Source organism: Bradyrhizobium sp. S3.12.5, from assembly GCF_040548225.1.
In the GTDB taxonomy this organism is placed as follows: domain Bacteria; phylum Pseudomonadota; class Alphaproteobacteria; order Rhizobiales; family Xanthobacteraceae; genus Bradyrhizobium; species Bradyrhizobium cytisi.
This window is the reverse complement of sequence record NZ_JBEPRF010000003.1, coordinates 116,594-131,218: the sequence shown is the minus strand read 5'-3', so window position 1 is coordinate 131,218 and position 14,625 is coordinate 116,594. Positions and strand designations below refer to the sequence as shown.

General features: G+C 65.2%; 16 protein-coding genes. 12 read left to right on the top strand and 4 right to left on the bottom strand.

Annotated features, from left to right (window positions below):
* Window positions 1-13 precede the first annotated feature (13 nt).
* Window positions 14-1,681: a SulP family inorganic anion transporter gene (locus ABIC09_RS04730; protein ID WP_148754136.1), complete on the top strand. Its 1,668-nt coding sequence runs from the start codon at window positions 14-16 to the stop codon at window positions 1,679-1,681.
* Window positions 1,682-1,687: 6 nt separating this feature from the next.
* Here ABIC09_RS04730 and ABIC09_RS04725 read toward each other — a convergent pair whose 3' ends face one another.
* The 3 genes from ABIC09_RS04725 to ABIC09_RS04715 all read right to left on the bottom strand — a co-directional run bounded on the left by ABIC09_RS04725 (window position 1,688) and on the right by ABIC09_RS04715 (window position 5,032).
* On the bottom strand, window positions 1,688-2,059 hold the full coding sequence (locus ABIC09_RS04725; RefSeq protein ID WP_354108550.1) for a hypothetical protein: 372 nt from the start codon (window positions 2,057-2,059) through the stop codon (window positions 1,688-1,690).
* A 122-nt stretch (window positions 2,060-2,181) separates the two neighbouring features.
* On the bottom strand, window positions 2,182-3,504 hold the full coding sequence (locus tag ABIC09_RS04720; protein ID WP_354108549.1) for a Spy/CpxP family protein refolding chaperone: 1,323 nt from the start codon (window positions 3,502-3,504) through the stop codon (window positions 2,182-2,184).
* A gap of 103 nt (window positions 3,505-3,607) precedes the next feature.
* Entirely contained in the window at window positions 3,608-5,032 is a 1,425-nt protein-coding gene (locus ABIC09_RS04715; RefSeq protein WP_354108548.1) for an FAD-binding oxidoreductase, read from the bottom strand.
* Window positions 5,033-5,119: 87 nt separating this feature from the next.
* Between ABIC09_RS04715 and ABIC09_RS04710 the strand changes: the two genes are divergently transcribed.
* Window positions 5,120-5,626: a thioesterase family protein gene (locus ABIC09_RS04710; protein ID WP_354108547.1), complete on the top strand. Its 507-nt coding sequence runs from the start codon at window positions 5,120-5,122 to the stop codon at window positions 5,624-5,626.
* A gap of 6 nt (window positions 5,627-5,632) precedes the next feature.
* Here the strand turns inward: ABIC09_RS04710 and ABIC09_RS04705 are convergent, their stop codons facing one another.
* Window positions 5,633-5,806 carry a DUF1328 domain-containing protein gene (locus ABIC09_RS04705; protein WP_148754131.1) on the bottom strand — a complete coding sequence of 58 codons (174 nt, stop codon included), beginning with the start codon at window positions 5,804-5,806 and terminating at the stop codon, window positions 5,633-5,635.
* 238 nt (window positions 5,807-6,044) lie between these two features.
* Here ABIC09_RS04705 and ABIC09_RS04700 point away from each other — a divergent pair, with 238 nt between their 5' ends.
* From ABIC09_RS04700 to ABIC09_RS04655, 10 genes are all read left to right on the top strand, one after another.
* Window positions 6,045-8,615, top strand: coding sequence for an ATP-dependent helicase (locus ABIC09_RS04700; RefSeq protein ID WP_354108546.1), 2,571 nt, complete (start codon window positions 6,045-6,047; stop codon window positions 8,613-8,615).
* Window positions 8,616-8,694: 79 nt separating this feature from the next.
* A complete protein-coding gene (locus ABIC09_RS04695) occupies window positions 8,695-8,889 on the top strand; it encodes a type II toxin-antitoxin system HicA family toxin (protein WP_354108545.1) in 195 nt (64 codons plus the stop codon).
* A 7-nt stretch (window positions 8,890-8,896) separates the two neighbouring features.
* A complete protein-coding gene (locus ABIC09_RS04690) occupies window positions 8,897-9,187 on the top strand; it encodes a type II toxin-antitoxin system HicB family antitoxin (RefSeq protein ID WP_148754129.1) in 291 nt (96 codons plus the stop codon).
* Window positions 9,188-9,275: 88 nt separating this feature from the next.
* Window positions 9,276-9,692: a hypothetical protein gene (locus tag ABIC09_RS04685; protein WP_187435187.1), complete on the top strand. Its 417-nt coding sequence runs from the start codon at window positions 9,276-9,278 to the stop codon at window positions 9,690-9,692.
* Window positions 9,692-10,360 (top strand): OmpA family protein, encoded by a 669-nt coding sequence (locus ABIC09_RS04680; protein ID WP_354108688.1) that lies wholly within the window; start codon window positions 9,692-9,694, stop codon window positions 10,358-10,360. Before ABIC09_RS04685 ends, ABIC09_RS04680 begins: the two co-directional genes overlap by 1 nt.
* Before the next feature lie 172 nt (window positions 10,361-10,532).
* Entirely contained in the window at window positions 10,533-11,051 is a 519-nt protein-coding gene (locus ABIC09_RS04675; protein ID WP_354108544.1) for an Mpo1 family 2-hydroxy fatty acid dioxygenase, read from the top strand.
* 32 nt (window positions 11,052-11,083) lie between these two features.
* Entirely contained in the window at window positions 11,084-12,115 is a 1,032-nt protein-coding gene (locus tag ABIC09_RS04670) for an NAD-dependent epimerase/dehydratase family protein (RefSeq protein WP_354108543.1), read from the top strand.
* A 30-nt stretch (window positions 12,116-12,145) separates the two neighbouring features.
* Window positions 12,146-12,772, top strand: coding sequence for a methyltransferase family protein (locus ABIC09_RS04665; protein ID WP_148754125.1), 627 nt, complete (start codon window positions 12,146-12,148; stop codon window positions 12,770-12,772).
* A gap of 161 nt (window positions 12,773-12,933) precedes the next feature.
* Window positions 12,934-13,083 carry a hypothetical protein gene (locus ABIC09_RS04660; protein ID WP_354108542.1) on the top strand — a complete coding sequence of 50 codons (150 nt, stop codon included), beginning with the start codon at window positions 12,934-12,936 and terminating at the stop codon, window positions 13,081-13,083.
* Between the two features lie 237 nt (window positions 13,084-13,320).
* Window positions 13,321-14,625, top strand: coding sequence for a PQQ-dependent sugar dehydrogenase (locus tag ABIC09_RS04655; RefSeq protein WP_354108541.1), 1,305 nt, complete (start codon window positions 13,321-13,323; stop codon window positions 14,623-14,625).

Here is a 14,625-nt window from a genome sequence, read left to right as displayed (position 1 = left end):
GGATTCCACATCGATGCCGCAAGACACTCACGCCAAGCATGCATGGCCGCTCTTCCGCTCGCTCGCCTCCTATTCCCTGCCCGGCGATCTCATGGCGGGGCTGACGTTGGCGGCGATCGCGATCCCCGAGCAGATGGCGACCGCGCGGCTCGGCGGCTTCGCGCCGCAGATCGGCTTCTTCGCCTTCATGGCGGGCTCGCTCGGCTTTGCACTCCTCGGCGGCAACCGATTCCTGTCCTGCGGCGCCGATTCCACGATCACGCCGATCTTCGCCGGCGGGCTTGCAGCGCTCGCCGCTGCCGGCTCACCCGAATATCAGGGGCTCGCGATCGCGCTGGCGCTGATGGTCGGCGCAATGATGCTGGCCGGCGGCGCGTTTCGGCTCGGCGGCATCGCCAACCTGCTGTCGATGCCGGTGATGGTCGGCTTCCTCGCCGGCATCTCCGTCCACATCATCGTGTCGCAATTGCCTGGCGTGCTGGGACTGGAATCGCCGAGCGGGCCGACGCTCGATCGCATCGGCGTGCTCGCAACCGAGCTCGGCCGCACCAATCCCGTGACGCTCTGCATCGGTTTCGGCGTGCTGGCCGTGGTCATTATCTCCGAAAAAATCAGCGCAAAGATCCCCGGCGCGCTGGTCGGGCTCGCCGCAGCGACCCTGGCCACGATCGCACTCGGCCTCGAGAGCAAGGGCGTCAACGTCGTCGGCAGTGTGCCGGGCACGCTGCCGCGGCCGACCCTGCCCGAGCTTGCACCGGAGCTCTGGGTGCGCCTCGTGCCACTCGCTTTCGTCATCACGGTCGTCGTGATGGTGCAGACCGCGGCAACGACTCGGTCGTTTCCGTCCGATCCCGATAAGCCCGCCGATGTCGATCGTGACTTCCTCGGCGCCGGCGCCGGCAGCGTCCTGTCAGGCCTGTTCGGCGCATTTCCGGTCAATGCGAGCCCGCCGCGCACGGGCATCGTCGCCGAGACCGGCGGGCAATCGCAGCTTGCGGGCCTTGCGGCTGCAGTGATCGTATTGTTGTTGCTCGCGTTCGGAACGGGGCTGCTGCAGCACGTCCCGGATGCAGCCCTTGGCGGCATCCTGCTGTTCGTCGCGCTGCGCATCATCCGCATCAAGCAGATCCTCACGATCTATCGCCAGTCCTTCAGCGAATTCCTGCTGATCGTCGCCACCGCCGCGCTGATCATCGTGCTGCCGATCCAGCAGGGCGCGTTCCTCGGCATCGTGCTGTCGCTGCTGCACGGCATCTGGAGCACGACGCGCGCAAGGCTCATCGAGTTCGAGCGCGTGCCGGGCACCACGATCTGGTGGCCGGCACATCCGCACATCACCGGCGAGCGCATCGCCGGTGTCGCCGTGATCGGGCTTCAGGCACCGCTGTCCTTCCTCAACGCACCGGGCTTCCGCAGCGACGTGACCAAAGTCCTGGGCACGGCGACGCCGCAATTGCTGGTGCTGGAGGCAAGCGGCATGGTCGAGATCGACTTCACCGCCGCGCAGATCCTGCTCGACGTCTTCAAGACGTGCAATGAACAGGGCGTCACGGTCGCGCTGGCGCGGCTGGAATCGGTGCGCGCGCAGGATGCGTTCGAGCGCTTCAAACTGTTCGATGTGCTGCCGAAGGAGCACGTCTTCCACAGCGTGGATGAGGCCGTCCGCAAGCTGGCGAAATAGCAGCGTTCACTGCAACAGCACGGGATAGTCCCGCTGCACCGCCTCGCGGATCCAGCTGGCCTGGATCGCGCGCGACAAAATCTGCCCGGTCTTGATGTCATTGGCCTTCATGCAGAGATCGACGATGCGGCGGACCGCGTCGTCGCGCATCAGATCGTCGGAGATCTTCATCGCGATTTCCATCGCGGCGCGCGCCGCACGTTCATAGCGTTCGCTCTCGCGCCTGTCGTTGCGCGCCGAACCTCCGACCGTCGCTGCGCTCGCAGTCGCAGCGTCACAAATGGTGCGGATGCGCGCGGCGGCTTCGATGTCGCCGAGCGGGCCCTGGATCACCTCGTCCCAGACGTCCCCCGGCTTCTGCTTCGCGAACCACTTCATCACCCCGCCACCCGTGGTCTTCCCGCCGCCGTATTGTCGTGCTTCAGTCCACCCAGCATAGAGAACCGCAGCGAGATCGGCGAGGCGGTTTTTTGCGCCACACTCCTTGGCTCGCGACGCATTCAGGACGTCCGACGTGGCCCGATCGCCTCGAATTGCGCTTTCTGCTCGTCGTTCAGCGTGGCGTAAAAATCCTCCAGCGCCGCGCGAACCGATTTGACGCCATCGACCATTACGTCGAGCCGCTTGCGGACCGCGGCCATGCGCGCCGGCGGCGTCATCACATCGTTGGGCTGGCAGGCCGCCTTGAGCGATGCACTGACCTTGCCGCTGGTATCCTGCAGCACCTGTAGCGCAGCGCGCTGGGTGTCGTTGGGATGAAGCCTCGCCTCGATGTCGGCTCCGGGCCAATCGAGCGCAGCAGACGCCCCGCAATTCTGGACCAGCGATCCATTGGTATTGCCGGAAGCGGTGGCGCGACGCTGATCTTCGGCCAGCGCATTGAAGCGCGCCTTCTGCTCGTCCGTGAGCGAGCCATAGAATTTATCCAGTGCGGGCTGAACGAGATCGACGGCTTTCGCCATCGCCTCGATACGCTGTTGCATCGCCGCCAGCCGACCGGGCGCCGTCGCCGCAACCTGCGCCGGACAGGACGCCCGGATCATCCCCGCCGCCTGGATCGAGGCATTGCCGAGCTCGTCGAGGCTTGCACCTTGCGTCTCCGTCGGCTGCACCGCGGCTGCGATCTGGTCGATCGGCAGGCCGACGATTTCGCGGCGGTCGCTGCCGCAAAGCTGATCGAGCGCAACGCCTCGCGCTTGCCGTCGTCCCTGCGGCCGCTGCGGCAGATAGGCCGACAGGCCGTCATAGCCATAGGGCCCGAAGATGCCGGCATAGATGTCCGGGTAGCCGTAGCCCCAGAAGCCCAGACCGTCGCCCCAGATCGTGTAGTCGTAGAGATCGTTATAGGCGAACGGCCAGAACAACGGTCCGACCCAGCCATAGCCGCCCCCCGCATGTTGCCACCATCCGCTGCTTGCGCCATGCCAGCCGGCAAGTGCGGCCGCGGCTGCGATCTGGGCCCGCGCCGCCGGATTGCTGATCAGTCGGCCGTTGCGGAACGCGCTGGAGTGCGCGTTGAAGGCATTGCGGAAATGCGCAGGACGGACGCCCGCATTGCGGATCCGACCGAAGTTCGGACCACCATGTCGAGCTCCGGCTGCGAACCGCACCCCGCCATGATGCCCGCCGCCATGCCCGTGTCCGAAGCCATGACCGCCAAAATGGCCGCCACCATGATGGCCACCGCCATGCCCACCGCCATGGCCACCACCATGACCACCACCATGTCCGCCGCCATGTCCGCCGCCGCCCTTTCCCAGAGCCGCGCCTGCCAGCATGCAGGCAAGCGCCATCACGGCAATTCCAATGACCGGTCGCAACATCGCATCCTCCCGCAGAGCCGCGCCATTAAGGCATCGGAAGTTGACGGGAATTGGAACCGGCGTGGTGGGCGAAAGTTCCGCGACCGCGATGCAGCGCCGTGCGCTACGCCTCCGGCACGATCTTGCCGGGGTTGAAGATGTTTTGCGGATCGAGTGCCTTTTTCAGCGCACGCATCGCATCCAGCGCCTCTGGGCCCAGCTCGGCCTTGAGGTATTTTTGCTTGCCCTGGCCGATGCCGTGCTCGCCGGTGCAGGTTCCGTCCATCGCCTGCGCACGCTCGACCAGGCGATGCATGAACTCCTCGCCGCGCGCCATCTCGGCCGCGTCGTTGGTGTCACACACCAGCGAGCAGTGGAAATTACCGTCGCCGACATGGCCGACGATCGGCGACAACAGGTTGAGCCGCTCGAGATCTTCCTCGGTCTCGCTGACGCAATCAGCAAGCCGCGAGATCGGCACGCAGACGTCGGTTGCGACCACGCCGATGCTGTCGCCGGGCCGCAGCGCCTTGACGGACCAATAGGCATCGTGCCGCGCCTGCCACAGTTTTGTGCGATCCTCCGGCTTGGTGGTCCAGGAGAAATCGCCGCCGCCGCAATCCCTGGCGATCTCGCCGAACGCCTTCGACTGCGCATCGACCTCGATCTCGCTGCCGTGAAATTCCATCAGCAGCAGCGGCGTCTCCGGCAGCGTCAGCTTCGAATACGCATTGCAGGCCTTCACCTGCGCGGCGTTGAGCAGCTCGATGCGCGCCACGGGAATTCCGGTCTGGATCGCCATGATCACGGCCTGACACGCCCCATGCACGGTCACGAACGACACTGCGGCCGCCGCGATCGTCTCGGGAATTCCGCGCAGCCGAATGGTCAGTTCGGAGATGATGCCGAGGGTGCCTTCGGCGCCGACGAACAGATGCGTCAGGTCGTAGCCGGCGGATGATTTCTTGGCGCGCGTGCCTGTGGTGATGATCTCGCCGTCGCCGCGCACGACCTTCAGCGCCAGCACGCTGTCGCGCATGGTGCCGTAGCGCACCGCATTGGTGCCGGAGGCGCGCGTCGAGGCCATGCCGCCGAGCGAGGCGTCCGCGCCGGGATCGATCGGGAAGAACAGGCCCTGGTCGCGCAGATGCTCGTTGAGCGCCTTGCGGGTGACGCCGGGCTGGATCACGCAGTCGAGATCCTCGGCATGCACCGCGAGCACCTTGTTCATGTCGCGCAAATCGATCGAGATGCCGCCGGCGGGCGCGTTGACCTGGCCCTCGAGCGAGGTGCCGGTGCCGAAGGCAATCACGGGCACGCCGTTGCTGGCGCAGATCCGCACCACGTCCTGGATGTCGGCGGTCTCCTGCGCCATCACCACGCCGTCCGGCGGCTGGTTGACGATCCATGTGGTGGTATGGCCGTGCTGCTCGCGGACGGCCTGCGAGGTGATGAGGCGGTTGCCGAAGCGTGCGGCAAGCTGCTCCAGCGCGCTTGCGAGGGCTTTCGGCGACGGCCGCGGCGGATTATTGGTGATGGTCGTACCCACGGACACTCCTCCCGACACAGGAAACCGTGGCAAAGGACATCTCACCGGTCAAGTCAAGCGACCGGACGCATAGCCAGGGAATGAGACATGCCGGAGAGTGCCGCCACCGCCCCTACGCCTAAGCCGTTCCGCAGCTCGATCATGCAGATCGAGCCGCAATGGATCGACTATAACGGTCATCTCAACATGGCCTATTACAACGTGATGTTCGACCGGGCGATCGACGAACTCTGGCTCGAGCTCGGGATAGGGCCCGCCTACAAGAAGGAGCGCCACGGCTCGACCTTCACCGCCGAATGCCATGTGCGGTACTTGCGCGAAATTCACCTCGGCGATCCCGTGCAGATCTTCGTCTGGCTGCTCGAAGCCGATGACAAGCGGCTGCACACGTTCGAGGAGCTGCGGCACGCCACTGAAGGCTGGCTGTCGGCGACGTCGGAGAACATGTCGCTGCACATGGACATGAATGCGCGGCGCGTTGCGCCGTTTCCGTCCGACATCCAGGAGCGTATCGCAGGGGTTGCCAAGGCCCACGGCGCCGTGCCGCGGCCCGAGGGCATCGGCCGGAACGTATCGATGCCCTCGAAACGGTGAGCGCCGCTAGATCCTGGTGCGGCGGCGGGCAACGCCGAACACGGCCGAAACCAGGAACAGAATGACCGCGATGAAGAAGATGACCTTGGCGATCTCGACCGAAGCGCCGGCGATGCCGCCGAAGCCCAGGATCCCGGCGATCAGTGCGATAATCAGAAACGTCACAACCCAGCCAAGCATGGTCAAACCCTCGTCTTGATGTCTGTCTGCGTTCGGCGCGGCTGGCCGCGCCACCTGACGAGACAATCTCGACGCGGAAACGATGGTTCCGGCTCGTGCAGGAGCGAAATTCGCGCCGGCGTCAGGAACAAATTGGCCTGCCGCGCACGTGGAAAACCCGTTCCGGCCGCCCCATATAGGCAGCAATCCCTGTTATGAAGGCTCCCTTCCGCGACCCCGCGGTGCCATCGTGGGGCCAATGATTCGCATGACCGAGCCGAGCAAGATCACAGGCGTCCCCGACCATCAGCCCGCAGCCGGCGGCATCGCCGCGCGTGCGCGCGCCTCCGTGGGTCCGAAATACCTGACCGGGCTCAATCCCGAGCAGCGCGACGCCGTGGAGACACTGGATGGCCCGGTTCTGGTGCTGGCCGGCGCCGGCACCGGCAAGACCCGCGTGCTGACCACCCGCATCGCCCACATCCTGAGCCAGGGCCGCGCCCGCCCCTCCGAGATCCTGTCGGTGACCTTCACCAACAAGGCCGCGCGCGAGATGAAGCACCGGCTCGGCCAGATGCTCGGGCAGGCCGTCGAAGGCATGCCGTGGCTCGGCACCTTCCACTCCATCGGCGGCCGCATCCTGCGGACCCATGCAGAGCTGGCACAGCTCAAGTCGAACTTCACCGTGCTCGACACCGACGACCAGGTGCGGCTGCTCAAGCAGTTGCTGCAAGCCGACAACATCGACGACAAGCGCTGGCCGGCGCGCATGCTGGCCGGGCTGATCGACGGCTGGAAGAACCGCGGCCTGACGCCGTCGCAGGTGCCATCAGGCGAAGCCGCCGTCTTCGCCAACGGCAAGGGCGGCAAGCTCTATGCGAGCTACCAGGAGCGGCTGAAGATCCTGAACGCCGCCGATTTCGGCGACCTGCTGCTCGAAGACATCCGCATCTTCCGCGAGCACCCGGATATTCTCCGGCAGTACCAGCAGCGCTTCAAATACATCCTGGTGGACGAATATCAGGACACCAACGTCGCGCAGTATCTGTGGCTGCGGCTGCTGTCGCAGGCGCCCTCCTCTTTCACCTCTCCCCGCGTGCGGGGAGAGGTCGATTTGCGAAGCAAATCGGGTGAGGGGGACTCTCCAAGCACCGCGCTCGCGGAGACTCCCCCTCTCCCCGCAAGCGGGGAGAGGGAGAAAACCAAAAACATCTGCTGCGTCGGCGACGACGACCAGTCGATCTATGGCTGGCGCGGCGCCGAGGTCGACAACATCCTGCGCTTCGACCACGATTTTCCCGGCGCAAAAGTCATCCGTCTCGAGCGCAACTACCGCTCGACCGGCCACATCCTCGCGGCCGCCTCGCACCTGATCGCGCATAACGAAGGCCGGCTCGGCAAGACACTGCGCACCGAGGACCAGGACGGCGAGAAGGTGACGGTGACGGGCTCGTGGGATTCGGAAGAGGAAGCCCGCGGTATCGGCGAGGAGATCGAGCAGATTCAGCGCCAGGGCGAGAAGCTCAACGAGATCGCCATTCTCGTACGCGCGTCCTACCAGATGCGCGAATTCGAAGACCGTTTTGTCACGCTCGGCCTGCCCTATCGCGTCATCGGCGGCCCACGCTTCTACGAGCGCGCCGAAATCCGCGATGCGCTGGCTTACCTGCGCGTGATCAATTCGCCGGCCGACGATCTCGCCTTCGAGCGTATCGTCAACGTGCCCAAGCGCGGGCTTGGCGATGCCACCGTGCAGATGCTGCACGACCACGCCCGCAAGCGCCGCATTCCGCTGTTCGAGGCGGCGCGGGCCGTGGTCGAGACCGACGAGCTGAAGCCGAAGGCGCGCGGCAGTCTGCGCGACGTCGTCGCCCAGTTCGACCGCTGGCGCGCCCAGCGCGAGGTCACCGCCCACACGGATCTCGCCCAGATCGTGCTCGACGAGAGCGGCTACACCGAGATGTGGCAGAAGGACCGTTCGGCGGACGCCGCAGGCCGGCTGGAGAACCTCAAAGAGCTGGTGCGCTCGATGGAGGAGTTCGAGAACCTGCAAGGGTTTTTGGAGCACATCTCCCTGGTGATGGACCGCGACAGCGGCGCCGATGAGGACGCGGTGTCGCTGATGACGCTGCATTCGGCCAAGGGCCTCGAATTCGACAACGTGTTCCTGCCCGGCTGGGAGGAAGGCCTGTTCCCGAGCCAGCGCACGCTGGACGAACAGGGCCGCGCCGGCCTCGAGGAAGAGCGCCGGCTCGGCCATGTCGGCCTCACCCGCGCGAGGCGGCGCGCGAAAATCTATTTTGCGACCAACCGCCGGATCCATGGCACCTGGTCGACCACGATCCCGTCGCGCTTCCTCGACGAATTGCCGGCGGCCAATGTCGAGATCACGGAGTCCAAGGGCGGTTCAGCCTGGGGCGGCACCGGCGGCTACGGCGCCTCGCGCTTCGACGACATGGAGGCGTTCGGCTCGACCTATTCGACGCCGGGCTGGCAGCGCGCCCAGGCCAACCGCAACAAAGGCGGCAGCCGCAATGGCGGCGGCGGACGCGGCGGCTTCGAGGAAGAGGCCTCGAATTTTTCGTCCTCTTCGTCATCTGGCCCCGATTTCGGCAGCTTCTCCTCGCGCCGCCGCGGGCCGCTGACGATCGAGGGCGAGCTGGTCGCCAAATCGACCGGCACGACATCCGAGTTTTCGCTCTCCGACCGTGTCTTCCACCAGAAGTTCGGCTACGGCCGCGTCACCAGGATCGACGGCAACAAGCTCACCATCGCCTTCGACAAGGCCGGCGAGAAGAAGGTCGTGGACAGCTTTGTGCAGCGGGCGTGAGTACACCCGCGTCGCCCGCATTTAACCCCGGCGGCTACGTTTTAGTGTTCCGGTCAGATGATTCCTTGGGGAGAAAGTCATGCTGACCGCAAGCCGCGACATTATTCGTCGTCTGGAGCGAGAGGGCTGGAAACTCGTGCGTGTGACCGGGTCGCATCACGTGTTCAAAAGTCCCGCTTCGGGCGAAACGATCGTCGTTCCGCATCCCAAGAAGGACTTGGGAAAGGGCTTGGTCCGTGCCATTTATAAGGGGGCGGGCTGGAAGCCCGATTGAGGTCGATATGGCTCACTACATTGCCATCATTGAGGACGCAGGCCCGGACCACGCCGTCGGCGTGTGGTTTCCAGACCTACCCGGCTGCATTTCTGGCGGCGACGACATCGACGAAGCCTTGGAGAATGCACCGGAAGCGCTTGAGCTCTACGCGCAGGAGCTGATCGGGGACGGCCGCCAGCTTCCCTCGCCGAGGACGTTGACCGAACTTAAGGCCGATCCAGAGGTTGCCGAGGACCTCAGGAACTACATGGTCGCCCTGATAGAGTTGCCTAGCCGCGCTCACGCTGCCGAGTGAGGACTGTTCGCCGCATTGGCCGGACTCTCGACAATTCCCGGGCGAACGCCCCTTGACCATGGCGAACTTCCCCGTATCAGATGCAACCATGGTCCGGGGCTCCATCACACTGATCGTCCTTGCATTGGGGATGCCGTCGCTTGCGACGGCGGAGACCATGAGCTTTGGCGATTCGATCGGCCTGCTGGCAAAAAGCTGCGGTGCGGAAATCGTCGCCAATTGCCGCGGCGTCAATCCGGATTCCACCCGGCTGAAGGAGTGCCTGTCCCGCAACCGGGACGTGCTCTCCCAGCAGTGCCAGAGCGACTACCTCACCGCGTTCGACGCCATCCAGAAGCGCGTCGCCGCCCGTGTCACGGTCGCGAACGCCTGCCAGCGCGAGATCGTCAAGGTCTGCGGCGGCTCGACCAAGGAGACCAGCAAGTCGGTCCCCTGCCTGATCTCGACGCCCAAGGGCATCAGCAACAACTGCCTGAAGGCCGTCGACGACGCGGGGTACCGATGATGCGCGCAGCCGGGCACATCACCGCCGGACTCGGTTTCGCATTGGGCCTCGCTCTGCTCGCGGGCGCAGCAGGCGCACAGACGGCGCCGACCCGTGACGACATCGTCGGCAAGCTCAATCATTTCGAGGAGGCCCCCGAGCTCGACCTTCCCGCGCTGAAGCAGCAGGTGATGGAGCGAGCCAAGGCCAGGATCAAGAACGATCCGGGTCCGGTGAACCGGCCGCTGATCGCGCCCGATCTGGCCAAGCTGCCCGCCTTCAACGCCCAGATCCAGTTCGACGCCGACACGCCGATCATCCAGCCGGACTCCTACCAGACCGTCGGCCGGATCGCCGACGCAATGGTTCACGCCTCGCTGCTGCCCTACACGTTCCTGATCGCCGGCCATGTCGAGTCCAATCAGAAGACGCGGGAAGCCAACGCGATCCTGAGCCAGCGCCGGGCGGATGCAATCCGTGACGTGCTGGTGAACACATTCAAGATTTCGACCAAGCGGCTGCAGCCGATCGGCCTCGGCGAGGAGCAGCTCCTCGACCGCGCCAAGCCGACCTCGGCGGTCAACGGCCAGTTGCAAATCCTGACCTTTGCCAAAGTGCCCGAAGATGCGCCTGCGCATCCCACAGCAGCACCTGCGCCTGCGACGAAAAAGCCCGCCAAGAAACATTGAGCGCACGGCCTTTGCGCACGGCGGAACCCGTTGAAGTCTTGGCTGATTTGTGACCTGTCTCACAGCGCGACAGCGCGGTCCTGCGCGACAATAGCGCCAGTTTGTGCACTGCCCTATCAGGTGCTATAGGCAGTCTTCGCCCTTCCCCGACCCCGTGCCGCATGAGACCAAGATGGCTGGCCATTTTCAACGCCAACTGGCCGATTATGTCGAATACCATCGCGATCCCTGGAATTGCGCGATGCATGTGGTCGGCATTCTCCTGCTCTTCACCGGCGCGACGCTGCCGCTGACGCTGGTCCATTTCTCCGTGTTCGGCGTCGAGGTCAGTCTGGCGGTGATTCTGGCCCTGCCCGTGCTGGTCTACTGGCTGATGCTGGACGCCGGGGTCGGGCTCGGCATCCTCGTGTCGATGATCGTGCTGCTTTCGGTCGCAACCGCGATCGGCAATCAGGTCTCGCTTGCCATGATGTGGTCGATTTTTGCGGTGCTGATCGTGCTCGGCGTCGCATCGCAGATCGTCGGCCACAGGGTGTTCGAGGAGCGGCAGCCGTCGATGGTCGACCACCCCACGCATTTTCTGCTTGGACCGATGTTCGTGATGGCAAAATTTTACATTGCACTGGGTTTTCGTCGCGACCTTGCCGCGATTCTCGCGCCTCTTCCGAGCAACTCCCTTTCAACCCGATAGCTTTCTCGAAGCGGAACAGCAAAACCTACTTCATGACTCTCGTACTGGTTACCGGTGGCAGCGGTTTCATCGGACAGCATCTCGTCGAAGCGCTCCGCGCCCGTGGGCAGCGGGTACGTGTTCTCGACGTGCGGCCGCCGGCCACCGCGAACGCGGACGTTGAATATGTGCACGGCTCGGTGCTGGACGGCGCCGCGGTCGATGCTGCGCTTTCCGGGATAGACCAAGTCTATCACCTCGCCGGCCTGCCCGGCATGTGGGTCGCCAACAAGCGGGATTTTCATGACGTCAATTTCCGCGGCACCGAGGTCGTGCTTGCGGCTGCGATGAAGCGCGGTGTGTCGCGCTTCCTGCACTGCTCGACGGAATCGATCCTGTTTCCTTATGCGAACCTCGACGGCGTTGCCGCCGAGGAGGCGCTGCAGCCGGCCGACGCGATGCCCGGCGCCTACACGCGCTCGAAGTCCCTCGCCGAGCACCACGCGGCGAAGGCCGCATCCACTGGCTTTCCGCTCGTGATCGGCACGCCGACCATGCCGATCGGCCCCGCCGACCACAATCTGACGCCGCCCACCGCAATGCTGTGGTACTTCCTGCAGAAGAAGGTGCAGCCGCATCTCGACTTCCTGGTCAACCTCGTCGACGTTCGCGACGTCGCCATGGGCCTGGTGCTGACGATGGAGCGCGGCCGCACCGGCCAGCGCTACATCCTCGGCGGCGATTGCGTCAGGCTCGGCCAGATCCTGCGGATGATGTCAGCGATGAGCGGACGGCGGCAATATCCGGTGGTCGTTCCCGGCAAGATCGCCGAGCTCTCCGCCATCATGCTGGAATCGATCTCCGACCGCATCACGCGCCGTCCGCCCAACGGCACCGCCGAGGGCGTGCGCATCGCGCTTGCCGCGAGCGACCTTTCAATTGGCAAGGCCCGTAACGAGCTCGGCTATGCGCCGCGCCCGATCGAGCCGGTGCTGCGCGAAACCATCACCCATCTGCTCGCCCGCGGCGGCCAGGCCGCGTCCAATGCCATCGAGCATCACGCACTGTCGTCGCGCGCGAGCTGATCTGCTCCCCAACCCAAAGAACCTTTCCGCATGTCCTTCGATTTCAGCAAGCTTCTCTCTGTCGCCTGGGGCGGCTGGACCACGACCTGGCCGACCGAACTCCTGGCCCTGATCTGGCTCGCCTTTCTCGCCAGCTGGGTGGGCGCCTCGTTCTGGCAGGGCCGCACCAAGAAGCAGGTCATGACGCTGGAGTCGCAGCGCTATCGTCTGCCGATCCTGGTCGGCGGCATCCTGTACACGCCATGGATTGCGGAAGTCATGGGCTGGAAGCCGCTCTGGGTGCTCAGCAACACGGGCATCTCCATCGCCGCGGTTCTCTCGGTCGCCGGCATCGCCTTCGCCTGGTGGGGGCGGCTGCATCTTGGAAAGTTTTGGTCCAACACCATCACCCACAAGGAAGACCACCGCGTCATCGACACCGGCCCGTACGGCATCGTGCGGCACCCGATCTACACCGGGCTGATCTTCGGCATGCTCGTCACCGGCATAGCGATCGGTACAGTGACGACGATCCTCGGCGCAATCCTGATCTCACTCGGCATGTGGCAGAAGGGCCGGATGGAAGAGGTGTTTTTGTCGAAGGAGCTCGGCGAAGATGCCTACGGCGCCTATTGCCGTCGCGTCCCGATGATCATCCCCTTCCTCTCGCCGCGCTGAAGTTTAGTCTCGTGTCCCGGACGCGTTGCAACGCTCTTGGCGTTGCGACGCAGAGCCGGGACCCAACAGATGGCGGTCGTAAGATGGGCCCCGGCTCAGCAGCGCACCGCGGAAGGCGCGCTACGCTGCGTCCGGGGCACAGCGCACAGTTCGACGCGCTGATGGGAACCGCCCCCTTCGCGAAGCTGAAGCAGCGCACGGTCGCGCGCGTCTATCACCTCCTCTCCAGGGAGGCCGCGCTCGCGCCGAACATCCGTCACCTCGATCGTTTCCGCGCGCCGCGACGGCTGGAGCTGCAGGTCCGCCGCTAGTCCCCTCGCCCATGCAAATTCGATCAGCAGCCATTCCACGGGAATAGACCTCCGCGGAGTTCCGCCGCGGTTGACCTTTTGACCGCGACCCAGTTGGATGCGCGCGCAAAACGGCACGGCGACAGTTCATCGTCGATCTGGAGAGTTCGACGATCAGGCAGAGATCAGGTCCTGGCCCGCGCGGGGCTTTGGGCGATCCGCATTGGACAGCGCCGCAGGGTTCGACAGGGGATTTTCATGACATTTTCCAGCATCTTTGCGCAGTTCGTCGCGTTCGTGGGCGGCATCGCGCTGCAATGGCGAAAGCTGTCGGGCACCACACCCGCGCCGGCCTGGGGCCAAGCGCCGGCGATTCCCGAAGCGAAGCCGCAAGGCGCGCTGCCGACGTTGAAGATGCCGACCGCCCGCGGCTGGAGCGAGGGCCAGAAGCCGACGGCCGCACCCGGGCTCAAGGTCAATGCGTTTGCGACCGGGCTCGACCATCCACGCTGGATCGAGGTGCTGCCCAATGGCGACGTGCTGATCGCGGAAGCGACGCAGATCGCGGGCGCCCCGAGGTCGGTGTTCCACTACGCGATGCAGGCGACGATGCGGCGCGCCGCGGCGCTCGGCGAGTCCGCCAACCGCATCACGCTCCTGCGCGACAAGGACGGCGACGGCATCGCTGAATATCGCGGCGCCTTCATGGAGAACCTCAGCCAGCCGTTCGGCATGGCGCTGGTCGGCGACACCTTCTATGTCGGCAACACCGACGGCGTGATGGCCTTTCCTTACGTCGCCAATGCCGATCGCATCACCGCGCCGGGCAAGCGGCTCACCACCTTCAAGCCGAGCGGCCACTGGACGCGCAGCCTGCTCGCCAGCCCCGACGGCAAGAAGCTCTACGCCGGCGTCGGCTCGCTCAGCAACATCGCCGAGATGGGCATGGAGGTCGAGGAAGGCCGCGCCGCGGTCTACGAGCTCGATCTCACCGCCGGCACGCATCGCATTTTTGGTGCAGGACTGCGCAACCCGGTTGGACTCGCGTGGGAGCCGAACACGAACGTGCTCTGGACCGTCGTCAACGAGCGCGACGGGCTCGGCGACGAGACGCCGCCGGACTACCTGACCTCGGTGCGCGACGGCGGCTTCTACGGCTGGCCCTATTGCTACTGGGGCAAGACGGTGGACGACCGCGTGCCGCAGGATGCAGCGATGGTCGCCAAGGCGCTTCAACCGGACTACGCGCTCGGTGGCCACACCGCTTCGCTCGGCCTGTGCTGGATGCCTGCCGGCACGCTGCCGGGCTTCCCTGACGGCATGGTGATCGGCCAGCACGGCTCGTGGAATCGCAGCACGCTATCCGGCTACAAGCTGGTGTTCATCCCGTTCGAGAACGGCAAACCCTCCGGCCACGGTCGCGACATCCTGTCGGGCTTCCTGTCCCCGGACGAGAAGGAATCCTACGGCCGCCCGGTTGGCGTCGTGATCGGCCCTGACAAGAAGTCACTGCTGATGGCCGATGACGTCGGCAACGTGATCTGGCGCGTCACCGGCGCTTAG

Bases quoted from the DNA above. Each gene is read 5' to 3' on its own strand.
- ABIC09_RS04730 (WP_148754136.1), top strand. From the start codon at position 14: ATGCCGCAAGACACTCACGCCAAGCATGCATGGCCGCTCTTCCGCTCG.
- ABIC09_RS04725 (WP_354108550.1), bottom strand. From the start codon at position 2,059: ATGAAGTGGTTCGCGAAGCAGAAGCCGGGGGACGTCTGGGACGAGGTG.
- ABIC09_RS04720 (WP_354108549.1), bottom strand. From the start codon at position 3,504: ATGTTGCGACCGGTCATTGGAATTGCCGTGATGGCGCTTGCCTGCATG.
- ABIC09_RS04710 (WP_354108547.1), top strand. From the start codon at position 5,120: ATGCCGGAGAGTGCCGCCACCGCCCCTACGCCTAAGCCGTTCCGCAGC.
- ABIC09_RS04705 (WP_148754131.1), bottom strand. From the start codon at position 5,806: ATGCTTGGCTGGGTTGTGACGTTTCTGATTATCGCACTGATCGCCGGG.
- ABIC09_RS04700 (WP_354108546.1), top strand. From the start codon at position 6,045: ATGATTCGCATGACCGAGCCGAGCAAGATCACAGGCGTCCCCGACCAT.
- ABIC09_RS04695 (WP_354108545.1), top strand. From the start codon at position 8,695: ATGCTGACCGCAAGCCGCGACATTATTCGTCGTCTGGAGCGAGAGGGC.
- ABIC09_RS04690 (WP_148754129.1), top strand. From the start codon at position 8,897: ATGGCTCACTACATTGCCATCATTGAGGACGCAGGCCCGGACCACGCC.
- ABIC09_RS04685 (WP_187435187.1), top strand. From the start codon at position 9,276: ATGGTCCGGGGCTCCATCACACTGATCGTCCTTGCATTGGGGATGCCG.
- ABIC09_RS04680 (WP_354108688.1), top strand. From the start codon at position 9,692: ATGCGCGCAGCCGGGCACATCACCGCCGGACTCGGTTTCGCATTGGGC.
- ABIC09_RS04675 (WP_354108544.1), top strand. From the start codon at position 10,533: ATGGCTGGCCATTTTCAACGCCAACTGGCCGATTATGTCGAATACCAT.
- ABIC09_RS04670 (WP_354108543.1), top strand. From the start codon at position 11,084: ATGACTCTCGTACTGGTTACCGGTGGCAGCGGTTTCATCGGACAGCAT.
- ABIC09_RS04665 (WP_148754125.1), top strand. From the start codon at position 12,146: ATGTCCTTCGATTTCAGCAAGCTTCTCTCTGTCGCCTGGGGCGGCTGG.
- ABIC09_RS04660 (WP_354108542.1), top strand. From the start codon at position 12,934: ATGGGAACCGCCCCCTTCGCGAAGCTGAAGCAGCGCACGGTCGCGCGC.
- ABIC09_RS04655 (WP_354108541.1), top strand. From the start codon at position 13,321: ATGACATTTTCCAGCATCTTTGCGCAGTTCGTCGCGTTCGTGGGCGGC.